Annotated in this window: 16 protein-coding genes; 6 read left to right on the top strand and 10 right to left on the bottom strand. The window is 60.6% G+C overall.

Annotated features, from left to right (window positions below; genetic code table 11):
* Window positions 1–14: 14 nt before the first annotated feature.
* On the bottom strand, window positions 15–638 hold the full coding sequence (locus tag B9A19_RS00275; protein ID WP_084088819.1) for a pseudouridine synthase: 624 nt from the start codon (window positions 636–638) through the stop codon (window positions 15–17).
* A 122-nt stretch (window positions 639–760) separates the two neighbouring features.
* Between B9A19_RS00275 and icd the strand changes: the two genes are divergently transcribed.
* Window positions 761–1,984 (top strand): NADP-dependent isocitrate dehydrogenase, encoded by a 1,224-nt coding sequence (gene icd, locus B9A19_RS00270; protein ID WP_084088542.1) that lies wholly within the window; start codon window positions 761–763, stop codon window positions 1,982–1,984.
* Window positions 1,985–2,118: 134 nt separating this feature from the next.
* On the opposite strand, the gene B9A19_RS00265 is transcribed toward icd, so the two are convergent.
* Window positions 2,119–2,322 (bottom strand): cold-shock protein, encoded by a 204-nt coding sequence (locus B9A19_RS00265; protein WP_084088541.1) that lies wholly within the window; start codon window positions 2,320–2,322, stop codon window positions 2,119–2,121.
* 256 nt (window positions 2,323–2,578) lie between these two features.
* Here B9A19_RS00265 and clpS point away from each other — a divergent pair, with 256 nt between their 5' ends.
* The gene (gene clpS, locus B9A19_RS00260; RefSeq protein ID WP_084088540.1) at window positions 2,579–2,890 is read left to right on the top strand and encodes an ATP-dependent Clp protease adapter ClpS; all 312 of its coding nucleotides are present in this window, start codon (window positions 2,579–2,581) and stop codon (window positions 2,888–2,890) included.
* Window positions 2,887–5,169, top strand: coding sequence for an ATP-dependent Clp protease ATP-binding subunit ClpA (gene clpA / locus B9A19_RS00255; RefSeq protein WP_084088539.1), 2,283 nt, complete (start codon window positions 2,887–2,889; stop codon window positions 5,167–5,169). The genes clpS and clpA overlap by 4 nt, the downstream gene beginning before the upstream one ends.
* Before the next feature lie 216 nt (window positions 5,170–5,385).
* Here clpA and B9A19_RS00250 read toward each other — a convergent pair whose 3' ends face one another.
* From B9A19_RS00250 to ffh, 8 genes are all read right to left on the bottom strand, one after another.
* The gene (locus tag B9A19_RS00250) at window positions 5,386–6,270 is read right to left on the bottom strand and encodes a mechanosensitive ion channel family protein (RefSeq protein ID WP_245804227.1); all 885 of its coding nucleotides are present in this window, start codon (window positions 6,268–6,270) and stop codon (window positions 5,386–5,388) included.
* Window positions 6,271–6,335: 65 nt separating this feature from the next.
* Window positions 6,336–7,256, bottom strand: coding sequence for a site-specific tyrosine recombinase XerD (gene xerD / locus B9A19_RS00245; RefSeq protein WP_217806934.1), 921 nt, complete (start codon window positions 7,254–7,256; stop codon window positions 6,336–6,338).
* A complete protein-coding gene (locus B9A19_RS00240) occupies window positions 7,240–7,749 on the bottom strand; it encodes a methylated-DNA--[protein]-cysteine S-methyltransferase (protein WP_084088537.1) in 510 nt (169 codons plus the stop codon). The genes xerD and B9A19_RS00240 overlap by 17 nt, the downstream gene beginning before the upstream one ends.
* Before the next feature lie 137 nt (window positions 7,750–7,886).
* Entirely contained in the window at window positions 7,887–8,264 is a 378-nt protein-coding gene (gene rplS / locus B9A19_RS00235; RefSeq protein ID WP_084088536.1) for a 50S ribosomal protein L19, read from the bottom strand.
* A 163-nt stretch (window positions 8,265–8,427) separates the two neighbouring features.
* Window positions 8,428–9,201, bottom strand: coding sequence for a tRNA (guanosine(37)-N1)-methyltransferase TrmD (gene trmD / locus B9A19_RS00230; protein WP_084088535.1), 774 nt, complete (start codon window positions 9,199–9,201; stop codon window positions 8,428–8,430).
* An 11-nt stretch (window positions 9,202–9,212) separates the two neighbouring features.
* Window positions 9,213–9,698 (bottom strand): ribosome maturation factor RimM, encoded by a 486-nt coding sequence (rimM, locus tag B9A19_RS00225; protein WP_084088534.1) that lies wholly within the window; start codon window positions 9,696–9,698, stop codon window positions 9,213–9,215.
* A gap of 73 nt (window positions 9,699–9,771) precedes the next feature.
* Window positions 9,772–10,020 carry a 30S ribosomal protein S16 gene (rpsP, locus tag B9A19_RS00220; RefSeq protein WP_084088533.1) on the bottom strand — a complete coding sequence of 83 codons (249 nt, stop codon included), beginning with the start codon at window positions 10,018–10,020 and terminating at the stop codon, window positions 9,772–9,774.
* A 181-nt stretch (window positions 10,021–10,201) separates the two neighbouring features.
* Window positions 10,202–11,560, bottom strand: a complete 1,359-nt coding sequence (gene ffh, locus B9A19_RS00215; protein ID WP_084088532.1) for a signal recognition particle protein — start codon at window positions 11,558–11,560, stop codon at window positions 10,202–10,204.
* Window positions 11,561–11,645: 85 nt separating this feature from the next.
* On the opposite strand from ffh, the gene B9A19_RS00210 reads away from it, so the two are divergent.
* From B9A19_RS00210 to pilB, 3 genes are all read left to right on the top strand, one after another.
* Window positions 11,646–12,449: a cytochrome C assembly family protein gene (locus B9A19_RS00210; protein ID WP_176216713.1), complete on the top strand. Its 804-nt coding sequence runs from the start codon at window positions 11,646–11,648 to the stop codon at window positions 12,447–12,449.
* 55 nt (window positions 12,450–12,504) lie between these two features.
* Window positions 12,505–13,764, top strand: a complete 1,260-nt coding sequence (locus B9A19_RS00205; protein WP_084088530.1) for an HlyC/CorC family transporter — start codon at window positions 12,505–12,507, stop codon at window positions 13,762–13,764.
* Between the two features lie 141 nt (window positions 13,765–13,905).
* Window positions 13,906–15,612, top strand: a complete 1,707-nt coding sequence (gene pilB, locus B9A19_RS00200) for a type IV-A pilus assembly ATPase PilB (RefSeq protein WP_084088529.1) — start codon at window positions 13,906–13,908, stop codon at window positions 15,610–15,612.
* Window positions 15,613–15,621: the final 9 nt, after the last annotated feature.

Raw genomic sequence — 15,621 nt, 5'->3', positions numbered from 1 at the left:
CTCGGCAGGAATGATTACCGCGCCTTGTTCGGCCCGCGCCGGCCGCGCTGCTTGGGCCGTTCTGGCTGCTGCGGCACCTTGGGGGCAACAGGGGCCTGCACGCGCAGCTCGCGCCACTGGCCGGGCTGCAGCTCATCCAGCGTGTAGTCGCCGATGGCGGCACGGATCAGCCGCAGGGTGGGAAACCCCACCTTGGCGGTCATGCGCCGCACCTGGCGGTTCTTGCCCTCGGCAATGATGACCTCCAGCCAGGTGGTGGGAATGGCGGCGCGAAAGCGTACCGGCGGGTTGCGCGGCCACAGGCCGGCCGGCTCGTCGATGACGCGCACCTGCGCCGGCCTGGTGACAAAATCGCCCAGATCGACACCGGCGCGTAACGGGGCGAGTGCAGCATCGTCGGCAGCACCTTCCACCTGCACCCAATAGGTTTTGGGCAGCTTGTGCTTCGGGTCGGCAATGCGTGCCTGCAGTGCACCGGAATCGGTCAGCAGCAGCAAGCCTTCCGAATCGGTATCCAGCCGCCCTGCCGGGTAGACGTCCTTGACCGGCACATGGTCGGCCAGGCACTGATGCGGCGGGCTGGGGCTGAACTGGCAGATCACGCCATAAGGCTTGTTGAGCAGGATGAGTTTGGCCATGAATGACATTCTACCTGCCCATACATCAGGCATGGCTTGGCACAAAGTGGTGCTTCACGCGATAATCCCGTTTTTGCCAACGCTTCAAGGCGTTGTCTGACTAACCACATCAGGGAAGCAACATGAGCCACATCCAAGTTCCGCAGGGCGGCACCAAGATCGTCCCGAACCTCGCCACCCCCGACAATCCGATCATTCCGTTCATCGAAGGCGATGGCATCGGTGTCGATATCACCCCGGTGATGAAGGATGTGGTCGACGCTGCCGTGGCCAAGAGCTACGGCGGTTCGCGCAAGATCCACTGGATGGAAATCTATTGCGGCGAGAAGGCTGCCAAGGTCTACGGCAACGACAACTACCTGCCGGAAGACACCCTGGCCGCACTGAAAGAATACGTTGTTTCGATCAAGGGCCCGCTGGCTACGCCGGTTGGCGGCGGTATCCGTTCGCTGAACGTGGCCCTGCGCCAGCAGCTGGACCTGTACGTCTGCCTGCGCCCGGTACGCTACTTCGACGGCGTGCCGTCGCCGGTGAAGCGCCCGGACCTGATCGACATGGTGATCTTCCGTGAAAACACCGAAGACATCTACGCCGGTATCGAGTGGGATGCCCAATCGGAAGGCGCCAAGAAGGTCATCGATTTCCTGCAACAGGAAATGGGCGTCAAGAAGATCCGCTTCCCGGAAAGCAGCAGCATCGGCATCAAGCCGGTGAGCAAGGAAGGCACCGAGCGCCTGGTGCGCAAGGCCATCCAGTACGCGATCGACAACAACCGCAAGAGCGTTACCCTTGTTCACAAGGGCAACATCATGAAGTTCACCGAAGGCATGTTCCGCACTTGGGGCTATGAGCTGGCCAAGAGCGAGTTCGGCGGCGTCGAGATCGACGGCGGCCCGTGGGTGCAACTGCCGAACGGCATCGTGATCAAGGACGTGATCGCCGACGCCTTCCTGCAGCAAATCCTGCTGCGCCCGGCTGAATACGACGTGATCGCCACGCTGAACCTGAACGGCGACTACATCTCCGACGCACTGGCTGCAGAAGTGGGCGGTATCGGTATCGCTCCGGGTGCCAACCTGTCGGACAACGTGGCGTGCTTTGAAGCCACCCACGGCACCGCACCGAAGTACGCAGGCCAGGACAAGGTGAACCCGGGTTCGCTGCTGCTGTCGGCTGAAATGATGCTGCGCCACATGGGCTGGAAGGAAGCTGCCGACCTGATCATTGCCGCGATGGAAAAGACCATCAAGGACAAGATCGTGACTTACGACTTTGCCCGCCTGATGGACGACGCGGAAGAAGTATCGTGCTCGGCCTTCGGCAAGGCCATCATCGCCCGCATGTAATTGCGTGTAATGTCGAAAAAGCCCCGCGATTGCGGGGCTTTTTTTGTTGCGCCGCCACCACGGGCAGGCACACAAAACATGCTGACAATAAAAAAGCCCCGCTTACGCGGGGCTTTTCACATTCAGGCAGCGAATCAGGCAGCCTGGATGTTTGCAGCTTGCTTGCCCTTCGGGCCGTTGGCGACTTCGAAAGTCACGCGCTGGCCTTCTTTCAGGGTCTTGAAGCCCGGCATGTTGATTGCGGAGAAGTGTGCGAAGATGTCTTCGCCGCCTTCGTCCGGCGTAATGAAGCCGAAGCCCTTGGAATCATTGAACCACTTGACGGTACCGGTTGCCATTTTGGGGTCTTTCCTCAGATATAGCGTTGATGCAGACGTGTCCCGGATTGGGACTCCGGTTTGATACCAAGACCTGCACCACGGTGAACCCGGTATTGCATGAAGCTTGCTTATCAAACGCGTTGACTTTGTACTTTAGTAATCATGCGATGGTCAAGCACCGTGGGACAAAAAAACAACACGCATTGTCCCCCTCGGTAAGCTTGAAAAGCCCGGCAGTCGGGCCAAAATGAGAATCAGAGGTGAATGGAACAGCATGGCAATACAGCACCAGAGCGATCAGCAACTTGCAGAGCAGCAAACACGCGTCGGCCCACCGCCGCTTTATACGGTGCTCCTGATGAATGATGACTACACCCCGATGGAATTCGTCGTGGTGGTGCTGCAGCAATTTTTTGCGATGGGGCATGAACAAGCCACCGCCGTCATGCTCAAAGTTCATACCGAAGGCCGCGGCATCTGCGGGGTGTACCCCAAGGACATCGCGGCGACCAAGGTAGAAGAAGTAAACAGTTTTGCCCGCCAGCATCAACACCCGCTGCAATGCATCATGGAGGTACAAGAATGATCGCCCAGGAACTTGAACACAGCCTCCATATGGCGTTCATGGAAGCGAGACAAAAGCGCCACGAGTACATCACCGTGGAGCATCTCCTTCTTGCGCTGCTTGATAACCCGTCCGCCGCCGAAGTGCTGCGCGCTTGCGGCGCCAACATGGACGAACTGCGCCGCGCGCTCGGTGATTTTGTGACCGAGCACACACCGGTCGTATCCGGTACCGGCGAAGTGGAAACCCAGCCCACCATCGGCTTCCAGCGCGTGATTCAGCGCGCCATCCTGCACGTGCAATCGTCGGGCAAGAAGGAAGTGACCGGCGCCAACGTGCTGGTGGCCATTTTCGGCGAGAAGGACAGCCACGCCGTCTATTTCCTGCACCAGCAAGGCATCAGCCGGCTGGATGTGGTGAACTTCATTTCGCACGGCATTGCCAAGCAGGCCGGTGGCAGCACGCCTCCGGGCAACAGCGCATCGCGCCAGGAACAATCGGAAGAGCACGACAGTGAAGTCACCCCGGGTGGCGCGCTGGAGAACTTCACGCAGAACCTGAACCAGATGGCACTGGCCGGCCGTATCGACCCGCTGATCGGCCGCGAAGCCGAGCTGGAGCGTGTGGTGCAGATCCTGTGCCGCCGCCGCAAGAACAACCCGCTGCTGGTTGGCGAGGCCGGCGTGGGCAAGACCGCCATTGCCGAAGGCTTGGCGCGCCGCATCGTCGATGGCGAAGTGCCGGATATCCTGGCTGATGCCACCGTCTACTCGCTGGACATGGGCGCCCTGCTGGCCGGCACCAAGTACCGTGGCGACTTTGAACAACGCCTGAAGGCCGTGATCAAGCAGCTGACCGAAGAGCGCAACGCCATCCTGTTCATCGACGAGATTCATACGCTTGTCGGCGCGGGCGCGGCGTCGGGGGGCACGCTGGATGCATCCAACCTGCTCAAGCCTGCGCTGTCGAACGGCACGCTCAAGTGCATTGGCGCGACCACGTATACCGAGTATCGCGGCATCTTCGAAAAGGACAACGCGCTGTCGCGCCGCTTCCAGAAGATCGATGTGGCCGAGCCGACCGTCGAGCAGACCGTCGAGATCCTCAAGGGTCTGAAGGAAAAGTTCGAGACGCACCACGGCGTGAAGTACACGCTGGCGGCGCTGTCGACGGCTGCCGAGCTGTCGGCCAAGTACATCAACGACCGCCACCTGCCGGACAAGGCCATCGACGTGATCGACGAGGCCGGTGCCGCGCAGAAGATCCTGCCGCGCTCCAAGCAGAAGAAGACGATCAACAAGCACGAGATCGAAGAGATCGTGGCCAAGATCGCCCGCATTCCGCCCAAGAGCGTATCGAACGACGACAAGAGCGCGCTCAAGACCCTAGACCGCGATCTGAAGAACGTCGTGTTCGGCCAGGACAAGGCAATTGAAGCATTGGCTACCGCGATCAAGATGGCGCGGGCAGGTCTCGGCAACCCGCAGAAGCCGATTGGCGCCTTCCTGTTCAGCGGCCCGACCGGCGTGGGTAAAACCGAGGTTGCGCGCCAGCTGGCCTATACGCTGGGCATCGAGCTGATCCGCTTCGACATGTCCGAATACATGGAACGGCATGCGGTCAGCCGGCTGATCGGCGCGCCTCCGGGCTATGTGGGCTTCGAGCAGGGCGGCCTGATGACCGAGACCATCAACAAGCATCCGTATTCGGTGCTGTTGCTGGACGAAATCGAAAAGGCCCACCCGGATATCTTCAACATCCTGCTGCAGGTGATGGATCACGGCACGCTGACCGATAACAACGGCCGCAAGGCGGACTTCCGCAACGTCATCATCATCATGACGACCAATGCGGGCGCCGAGTCGCTGAACAAACCGGTGCTGGGCTTTACCGCCAGGAAGGAAACCGGCGACGAGCTGCAGGAAATCAAGCGCCTGTTCACGCCGGAATTCCGCAACCGGCTGGATGCAACAATTCCGTTCGCACCGCTGGATCACAGCATCATCCTGCGCGTGGTGGACAAGTTCCTGCTGCAACTGGAACTGCAACTGCAGGAAAAGAAGGTGGATGCGCACTTCACGCCGGCACTGAAGGCCATGCTGGCGGAAAAGGGCTTCGACCCGCTGATGGGGGCACGGCCGATGGCACGCCTGATCCAGGACACCATCCGCAAGGCACTGGCAGACGAGCTGCTGTTTGGCCGCCTGACGCGCGGCGGCGAGGTCACCATCGACCTCGACGACGACGGCAAGGTCACGTTGCAGATGGCCGATGCCGAAGCGGCCGCCGAACCGGCTTGACGAGCAACACGCTGCAAAACAAAACCCCGCCTTGGCGGGGTTTTGTTTTTGGGGACGACGGGCAAGCTACCCACGCCAGGTTGTTTACGATCCTGGCGAGAGGGAGCCCAGTGGGTGAGGTGCAGCACAAAAACCGGCATCCACTCAACGTACATGCGGATTTTGAGCAGCATATGCGCCGCGATCAGCCCCATCGCAGCCAGATCGTAGACAGGCTCAATCGCCTTTGAACTTGCTGGCCAAAGCCTCCAGCACGGACGGCGTACCCAAGGTCACCACCTGCGACGGTGTCGGCGCAGGGAAGCCGGCCTCGGCCAGCGCTTCCTTGATCACCCGGTTGGTATCGAAGTAAACCTGCCAGTAGTGGTCGTTGTTGCAATGCGGGCGCACGGCCAGCACCGGGCCAACCAGATTGAATTCGAGGATTTCCACATCCACCGGCGGCACCGCAATCACATTGGGGATGGCGGCGACTTTTTCCTTCAGCAATGCAATGGCTGCGGCATGGTCGGCGGCGCCGGCCAACTGCGCCTTGAGATCGACGCGACGATACTCGTTGATGCTGTAGTTCTGGATGGTGTCGGAGAAAATCTTGTTGTTGCCGATCAAGGTCACCACGTTATCCGGGGTGTTGACCGCGGTGGCAAACAGGCCGATTTCCTTCACTGTACCGGTCACGCCCGCCACCGTGACGAAATCACCCACCTTGAACGGTCGCAGCACGATGATGAACGCACCGGCCGCAAAATTGGCCAAGAGGCCGGACCAGGCCATGCCGATGGCCACACCAGCAGCAGCGATCAGCGCAGCAAAGGTGGTGGTCTGTACGCCGAAGTAGCCGAGAATGCCGATCACCAGCAGGATGTTCAGCGTGACGGTGATGACCGAACCCACATAGCGCAGCACGGTCGGATCGACCTTCTGCTTTTCCAGCGAACTCTGCACCATGCGCACTGCCACATGGATCAGCCAGCGGCCGATCACCCAGAAGGCAATGGCGGCAAGGATTTTCACGCCGAATTCGGTGGCATAGCCCACCACGATGTCCTGATACTTGCTTGCCGTATGCACGGTTTGATCGACCAGACTGTCTGCCATCATGTACTCCTTGTTGATTTACCGAAACCGGCACAAGCATACGACAAAAACAAGACAGTCTTGCGTAATCATTTTCCGCGCGGGTGATGTTCCTTGTGCAGCGCCTGCAGGCGCGCGGTGGCCACGTGGGTATAAATCTGCGTGGTGCTGATGTCGGCATGCCCCAGCAGCGCCTGCACGATGCGCAGATCGGCCCCGTGGTTCATCAGATGTGTGGCAAAGGCATGGCGCAGCACGTGTGGCGACAGGCGCTCGGCCGCGATGCCAGCGCGCGCGGCATAGCCCTTGATGATGAACCAGGCCCCCTGCCGGGTCAGCGGCTCGCCGCGCTGGTTGACGAACAGGGTGGGCACGTTGCGCCCTCCACACAGCAGCACACGCGCCTCGGCCAGATAGCGCCCGCACCAGTGGCGTCCTTCCTCGCCCACCGGCACTAGCCGGTGCTTGTTGCCCTTGCCGCCGATCACCTGCACATAGCCGGGGTTGAGGTGCAATTGCTCGACTGGCAGCCCCACCAGCTCGGACACGCGCAAGCCAGTGGCATACATCAGCTCCAGCATGGCGCGATCACGCAAGCCAGCGGCATCGTCCACATCCGGCGCATTCAGCAACGCCTCGACCTGTACTTCTTCCAAGGCCTTCGGCAGTGGCCGCACCCGGCGTGGCGAGGTCAGCGTGTCGGTCGGATCGGCAGCAATGCGCTCGGACTGCAGGTAGTGCCGGTAGAACTTGCGCAGGCTGGCCAGCCGTCGCGCCAGCGTGGCGGCTTTCATGCTCTCGGCCTGCTCGGCGAGGAAAATCTGGATGTCGCTGCTGGCAGCTGCCAGCAACGCCCCGCCCTGCCCTTGCAGCCAGTGGGCCCAGATCAGCAGGTCCAGCCGATAGCTATCCACCGTGTGCTGTGCCAGCCCGTCGGCTAGCCAGACGTTGTCGATGAAGCTGTCGATCAACGCCTGCTCGGCGGCGGGCAACTCAATCGAACCAGTCACGCAATACGCCCTCGTGCTTGAGCAGCCAGCGCTTCACCGGCAGCCAGTCCACGCCATTGCGGCGGGCATTGAACCCGCCCAGACCATCTGCCGCCACCACCCGATGGCATGGAATCAGCAATGGCAGCGGATTGGCCCCACAGGCACCACCCACGGCACGCGCCACCGAGTTGATGTCCTGCGCCAGATCGGCGTAGCGGATTACCTCACCCGACGGAATGGCAGCAATACGCTGCCACACCTTGCGTTGGTGCAAGCTGCCCTGCAGCCGGTACGGCAAATCAAACTGGAATAGCGGGTCTTGCAGGTAAGCGGCGACCTGCCCGGCCGCTTCGCGCAGGATGGCAGACTGCGGCGCCTGCAGCGGCACCGTCGGCAACACGAAGTCGATGCGCACCAGCACATCCCCGTCCGCGCCAAGGCCGATACGCGAGAACGGCGCGTCGATGACGGCTTGATAGTCAGCGGCATTGAAAGGACGCAAATCAGCCATGGGGAATCCGGATAGACGCCGGAACAGGCGCCCGCAAACGCATGATACCGGGAGCGCGCGTGCGCTGCGCCCGGCTGCGCGCATAAAAAAACGCGGGCCGGAGCCCGCGTTTTTCATTCCCGAAGGAAAACCGCCTATCAAGCAGCAGCGACAGTCTTGCGTGCCGGCAGCTTTTCCTTGATACGTGCGGACTTGCCCGAACGATCGCGGAGGTAGTACAGCTTGGCGCGACGAACGTCACCACGACGCTTCACTTCGATCGAAGCAACCAGCGGCGAGTAGGTCTGGAACGAACGCTCAACGCCCGTACCGGCCGAAATCTTGCGCACGATGAAGGCGCTGTTCAGGCCACGGTTACGCTTGGCGATAACCACACCTTCAAAGGCCTGCAGACGCTCACGTGTGCCTTCCTTTACCTTGACTTGCACGATGACGGTGTCACCCGGTGCAAATTCAGGAATGGTTTTGCCCAGACGAGCGATTTCTTCTTGTTCGAGTTGCTGAATCAGATTCATTGCAATTTACTCCTTGCGAAGCTTGTTCCTTCTGCCTGCTTTCGCTTTCACGACGATACTTTGTCGGCCGCGCTGCGCTGCGCCTCGATGGGCTCAAGCCCGATCTCGTTGCTGCTCGCCAGCCTTCGCGTCTCGTCGCGAAATCGTTCGCAGGTATTGCTGGTCAAGCCGATTGTTCGGTCTTGAATTCAGCCAGAAGCCGAGCTTCCTCTTTTGAAAGCTGGCGATCGGCAAGCAAATCCGGGCGACGCAACCAGGTGCGCCCCAGAGCCTGCTTCAGGCGCCAGCGCCTAATGTTGGCATGATTTCCCGAAAGCAGAACTTCCGGAACCGCCATGCCGCGGTAATCTTCGGGACGGGTGTAATGCGGGCAATCCAGCAACCCGTCCACAAACGAATCTTCTGCCGCGCTGGCCTGTGTGTTCAAAACGCCGGGCCAGAGCCGCGCCACCGCATCGATCAGCACCATGGCCGGCAGCTCGCCGCCAGACAGCACGTAATCGCCGATGGATATTTCTTCATCGACCTGCCGCTCGATCAGGCGCTCATCCACGCCCTCGTAACGGCCGCACAACAAGATCAGCCCGTCCAGCTCAGCCAGTTGGGCTACTTTGGCATGCGTCAGCGGCGCGCCCTGCGGGGACAGGTAAATCACCCGCGGCGTCACGCCGGCAGCCAGCTGACGGTTCTTTGCCGCCACGATGCTCTGCTCAAGCGGCTCGGGCTGCATCACCATGCCGGGACCACCACCAAACGGCCGATCATCCACACGCCGATAGTTATCGGTGGTGAAATCACGCGGGTTCCACGGCTGCAACGCAAAGATGCCCAGCTCCACCGCGCGGCGGGTAACGCCGCTGCGCGTGATCGCGTCGAACATCTCCGGAAACAGCGTAACGACATCAATCTGTCGCGTGACTGCAGCCTGCACCGTCATGCGGGCACCACTCAGTAGTCCAGACCCCAGTCCACCGTGATGCATCCCGCATCGCGATCAACCTTGAGTACCACGTGCGCCACAAAGGGCAGCAGCCGTTCGGTCTTGCCGTCCAGCACCACCAGTACGTCGTTGGCACCGGTTTCAAACAGCTTGTCGACCACGCCCAGGCTCTCGCCCTGCGTATTGACGACCTTCAGGCCGATCAGGTCAGCCCAATAGAATTCGTCATCGCTGTCGAGCACCGGCATGGCGCTGCGCGGCACGGCAACCTGCATGCCCTTGAGCGCAAACGCACTGTCGCGGTCGTCGATGCCTTCCAGTCTGGCGGCCAGCTTCTTGGGCTGCACATGACTATCCTGCACTGCATACGCCTGCCAGCGACCATCACGCCCCAGCCACCAGGTCTCGTAATCGAGCAGGCTGTCGGCGAATTCGGTGTCGGCAATGACGTTGATCCAGCCACGAATGCCAAATGCCCCGCTGACGTAGCCCATTCCGACGAGATCACCGGGGACCTCAGCCGCAACGGACGCCTGCGGGGCAGTCGCTGCTTGCTTCGCTGCCAAATCAGGCTGCCGGCTTGTAGCTCTTCAGCAGCTTGGCGACGGACTCATTCACTTGCGCGCCAACGCCGATCCAGTAGTTCACGCGATCCAGCGCGAAACGAACGCCTTCTTCGCCTTCAACAGCGACCGGGTTGTAGAAGCCCAGACGCTCGATGAAGCGGCCGTCGCGGCGGTTGCGCGAATCAGTGGCGACGATGTTGTAGAACGGACGGTTCTTGGCGCCGCCACGGGAAAGACGAATCACAACCATGTTCAGTATCCAGTTTGGAAATCGGTTAATGCGAAACCCGCGATTGTACGGGAATTTTGCAAACACGCACAAGCAAAAACGCCAAGCGGCTGCAATTTATACAAAAGAATGAGGCGCTTGCGTTGCAGCAAGCGCCGGATCAGCACGCCCCGCCGCCGCATGCATGGCGGCAAGACCGAGCCTACATGCCGGGCAGCATGCCCTTCATGCCCTTGAGGCCCTTCATCATTTTCATCATGCCGCCGCCGGAGAACTGCTTCATCATCTTCTGCGTTTCTTCAAACTGCTTGAGCAGGCGATTGACCTCCTGCACCGACACGCCGGCGCCCGCAGCAATGCGGCGCTTGCGACTGGCCTTGAGCAATTCCGGCTTGCGACGCTCCAGCGGAGTCATCGCGTTGATGATGCCCTCGATACGCGCCACCGCCTTGTCGGTCACCTGACTGCTGGCCATCTCGGCCATCTGGCCCATACCCGGCAGCTTGTCGAGCAGCGCCGACATGCCGCCCATCTTCTTCATCTGGCCGATCTGCGTCTTGAAGTCTTCCAGGTCAAAGCCCTTGCCGGACTTGACCTTCTTCATCATCTTCAGCGCTTCAGCTTCATCGACGGTCTTTTGTACGTCCTCGATCAGGCTGAGCACGTCACCCATACCGAGAATGCGGCTGGCCATGCGATCCGGATAGAACGGCTCGATGCCGGTCAGCTTCTCGCCCACACCGAGGAACTTGATCGGCTTGCCGGTGACATTACGCACCGACAGCGCCGCACCACCGCGCGCATCGCCGTCCATCTTGGTCAGGATCACGCCGGTCAACGGCAGCGCCTCGTTGAAGGCCTGTGCGGTATTGACCGCATCCTGGCCCTGCATGGCATCGACCACGAACAGCGTTTCGACCGGGTTGATCGCTGCATGTACGGCCTTGATTTCGGCCATCATCGCCTCATCGATGGCCAGGCGGCCAGCGGTGTCAACGATCAGCACGTCATGGAAATGCTTCTTGGCATAATCCAGCGCAGCCGCGGCGATATCGACCGGCTTTTGCGACACGTCGGACGGGAACCACTCCACTTCGATCTGCGCTGCAAGGGTCTTGAGCTGTTCGATCGCGGCAGGGCGATAAACGTCGCCGGACACCAGCAGCACTTTCTTCTTGTGCTCTTCCTTCAGGCGCTTGGCGAGCTTGCCCGAGGTCGTGGTCTTGCCCGCACCCTGCAGGCCGGCCATCAGGATGACGGCGGGCGGCACGGCAGCCAGGTTGAGCGCATCGTTCTGCACGCCCATGAGCTTGGTCAGTTCTTCATACACCACGCCGATGAAGGCCTGGCCCGGTGTCAAACTGCCGATCACATCCTGGCCCAGTGCGCGCGTCTTGACCTCGGTCATGAAGGACTTGACCACCGGCAGCGCCACATCGGCCTCCAGCAGCGCCATGCGCACTTCGCGCAGGGCGTCCTGGATATTGTCCTCGGACAAGCGCGCATTGCCGCGCAGATTCTTGATTACGTCGCCAAGTCGGTTGGAGAGGTTCTCCAGCATTGCAATTCCCTTTACCAAGCGCGCGCCTGTGCACGGGCGCGCTCTGCTAGACTGTCAATCCCGACATTCTACCCGATTTGGCCTCGTGACCTGGCTTGCACTCATCGCCTTCGCGCTTTACCTCGCACTGGGCTGGCATTTCTGCCGCAGCCGGCTGAGCCAGCGCGCGCCCGCTTACCCGGCCGTCGAGCACGGGCTGCTGACGCTGGCACTGGCCGTGCACGGACTGGCGCTCTGGCCGGAATTCGCCATGCTGCCGCTGCGCTTTGGCGCGGCAGAAGCGCTGTCACTGACCGCCTGGCTGGCCATGCTGGTCTATCTGGTCGGCAATCTGGCCTACCGGCTGGACGGGCTGCAGCCCGCCCTGCTGGGCATGGTGGTGGTGCTGTTCGGCACCAGCCTGGCACTGCCCCAGGGTCATGTCCTGGATTACCCGCAGAACGCGATTTCGCGGCTGCATTTCTTCTCTGCCATGCTGGCCTATGCGGTACTGACCATTGCCGCCGGCGTAGCCTTTCTGATCAGGCTGGCTGACCGCCGCCTGCACAAGGCGGCTGCCAACCTGCTGGTGCAAACCCTGCCGCCGCTGCTGGCACTGGAGCGCCTGCTGTTTGCATGCATCTACACCGGCTTTGCGCTACTGAGTGTGGCATTGCTGACCGGCATCTTCTTTGCCGAGCATATCTATGGCCCGCATCGCGGTCTGTGGCACAAGGTGATTTTTTCCGCACTGGCCTGGCTGAGCTATGGGGCGCTGATCGTCGGCCGCATGCGTGCAGGCTGGCGCGGCCAGCGCGCCGCAAACTGGGCACTGGCGGGCTTTGCACTGCTGCTGCTGGGCTATATCGGCACGCGGGTGGTGCTGGACGCTATCCTGCAACACGGCTGACCGGCCACGGCATGCCGCTATAATGACTGCGACCTGCCCCTAGCCGGACTCCCAATTGGACGACATCCCCCTACCCGCCCTGGTCATCGGCCTGATTGCCTGCCTGATCAGCTCGGCGTTTTTCTCCGGCGCCGAAACGGCGATGATGGCAATCAACCGCTACAAACTGGCCAGCAAAGCCAAACAAGGGCACCGCGCCGCGCTGCGCACACAGGCCCTGCTCAATCAAACCGAGAAGCTGCTGTCGGTCATCCTGCTGGGCAACACCCTCATCAATACCGGTTCGGCCACGCTGTCGGCGCTGATCGCGGCCAAGGTTTTCGCCGGCAACGATACCGCCATCGGCTTGTCGGCGATTCTGGTAGCCTTTGCCATCCTGGTGTTCTCCGAAGCCACGCCCAAGGTAATTGCCGCCACCCACGCGGAAAAATTTGCCTTTGTCACCAGTGCAGCGCTCACCCCGCTGTTGCGCCTGTTCTATCCCGCCGTGTGGTTCGTCAACCTGTTCGTCAATGCCATTGTGCGCACGCTGCGGCTGGATAAGCCCACCCATGGCCAGCAAGCCCTTTCACCCGAAGAGTTACGCGTGCTGGTGCTGGAATCAGGCAAATACATTCAGAAAAAGCATCAAGCCGCATTATTGAACCTGCTGGAATTGGGCACCATTACGGTTGATGACGTGATGACGCCGCGCCATCAGATCGAGATGGTCGACCTCGCCACCGCCGACGAGGAATTACGCCATCAGCTATTTACCAGCCACCATTCCCGACTACCCATTTACAGCGACAATCAGGATGACATCCTGGGCATATTGCACGTGCGCAAACTGCTGTCGCTGCGCGAAGAAGATGTCGATGCCGAAACAGTGCGCACGCTGGCGCGCAGCCCCTATTTCATTCCATCTGGCACGCCGCTGCTGACGCAGCTGCAAAACTTCCAGGAAAACCGCCGCCGCATCGGTCTGGTGGTGGATGAATATGGCGAATTGCTCGGACTGGTAGCGCTTGAGGATATCCTTGAACAAATCATCGGCGAATTCACCACCAACGCACCGCAAGCCGGACTACGCTTTGAAAAGCAGGCCGACGGCAGTTATCTGCTTGACGGGGCATCCAGCCTGCGCGAATTGAATCGCAAACTGAAACTGGCCTTTCCGATAGACGGCCCGAAGACACTCAACGGGCTGATTCTTGAATATTTTGAAGAAATTCCCGATGCCGGCACTTGTTTCGTACTGGCGGGCGAACGGCTGGAAATCGTGCAAACGCAGGACCGTAGTATCCGCATGGTGCGACTTTACCCACACTCGTAAGCCGTAAATGCAGATGAGTACTACGAATACGTAGCGATTTGCTAGACTGCAGCAGATTGCCGACGAAAGGCGGTTTACCTTTACACTCGGTTAACAAATGGCGATCGCGCAAGCGCTCCAAAAGACCAGACGCACAGAATCATGACGACTGCTGCTCCCATTTCCGGTTTGGCCCGACTGCTGGTTCAGCATGGTCGGCTCGTGGAAGCCGATGCTGAGCAACTTCAGCACTCTGCGGCCAGCAACAAGCTGTCCTTCATCGAGCAACTGATTCAATCGCGCAAGATGTCCGCCAAGGACATTGCGGAATTCAGTTCGCAAGCCTTCGGCTATCCGCTGCTTGATCTGGACAAGATAGACAGCGCGTACATCCCGACCGGCGTGATGGACAACAAGGTGATGCAAAGCCAGCGCATCGTGCCCCTGTTCAAGCGCGGCACCAAGCTGTTCATTGCCATTTCGGACATCACCAACCTGCAGGCCATGGAGGAAGTCCGCTTCCAGAGCGGGATGCAGGTCGAGCCCATCGTGGTCGAGGACAACAAGCTGGCGCCGCTGCTGTCCAGGCTGGTCGAGGACAGCGGTGCCACCCTCAAGAACCTTGACGTCGATGATTCCGAGCTGGAAATCACCGGCGGCGACGAAGAAGCCAAATCCGACGCCGTCAACGCCGACGTCGATGACGCGCCGGTCGTCAAATACCTGCAGAAGATCCTGCTCGACGCCATCAATGGTGGCGCGTCGGACATCCATCTTGAACCGTACGAAAAGTTCTACCGCATCCGCTACCGCCAGGATGGCGTGCTGCGCGAAGTGGCCCAGCCGCCGCTGGCGATCAAGGAAAAGATTGCCTCGCGGATCAAGGTGATCTCCAAGCTCGATATCTCGGAAAAGCGCGTGCCGCAGGACGGCCGGATGAAGCTGGTGCTATCCAAGACCCGCGCCATCGACTTCCGGGTCTCGACCTTGCCGACCCTGCACGGCGAAAAGATCTGTATGCGTATTCTGGACCCGACATCAGCCACGCTGGGCGTCGACGCCCTCGGCTACGAGCCGGACCAGAAAGCTGCACTGCTGGATGCGGTGCACCGCCCCTATGGCATGGTGCTGGTGACCGGGCCAACCGGCTCGGGCAAGACCGTGTCGCTCTATACCTGCCTGAACATCCTCAACGAGCCCGGCATCAATATTTCCACCGCGGAAGACCCGGCGGAAATCAACTTGCCCGGCATCAACCAGGTCAACGTCAACGACAAGGCCGGCCTCACCTTCCCTGCCGCGCTGAAGGCATTCCTGCGGCAAGACCCGGACATCATCATGGTGGGTGAAATCCGCGATCTGGAAACGGCCGACATCGCGATCAAGGCCGCGCAAACCGGCCACATGGTGTTTTCCACGCTGCACACCAACGACGCGCCCGGCACACTCACCCGTCTGCTCAATATGGGCGTGGCACCATTCAACGTTGCCTCATCGGTCATCCTGATTACCGCGCAGCGGCTGGCGCGCAAGCTGTGTACCAGTTGCAAGGCCCCGGTCGACATCCCGCATGAGGCCCTGCTCGACGCGGGCTTCACCGAAGCCGATCTGGACGGCAGCTGGACGCCCTACAAGGCAGTGGGTTGCGATGTGTGCAAGGGCTCCGGCTACAAGGGCCGCGTCGGCATCTATCAGGTCATGCCCATTTCAGACGAAATGAACCGTATCATCATGACCAATGGCAATGCGATCGATATCGCCGACCAGGCAAGGCGCGAAGGCGTGCGGGACTTGCGTCAATCCGGCCTGCTCAAGGTCAAGCAGGGGATGACCTCGCTTGATGAAGTCATGGCCGTGACCAACGAATAATCAGGAGGA

Origin of the sequence: Andreprevotia lacus DSM 23236, from assembly GCF_900176275.1 — a bacterium.
GTDB lineage: Bacteria > Pseudomonadota > Gammaproteobacteria > Burkholderiales > Chitinibacteraceae > Andreprevotia > Andreprevotia lacus.
This window is presented reverse-complemented; position numbering and strand designations above follow the sequence as displayed.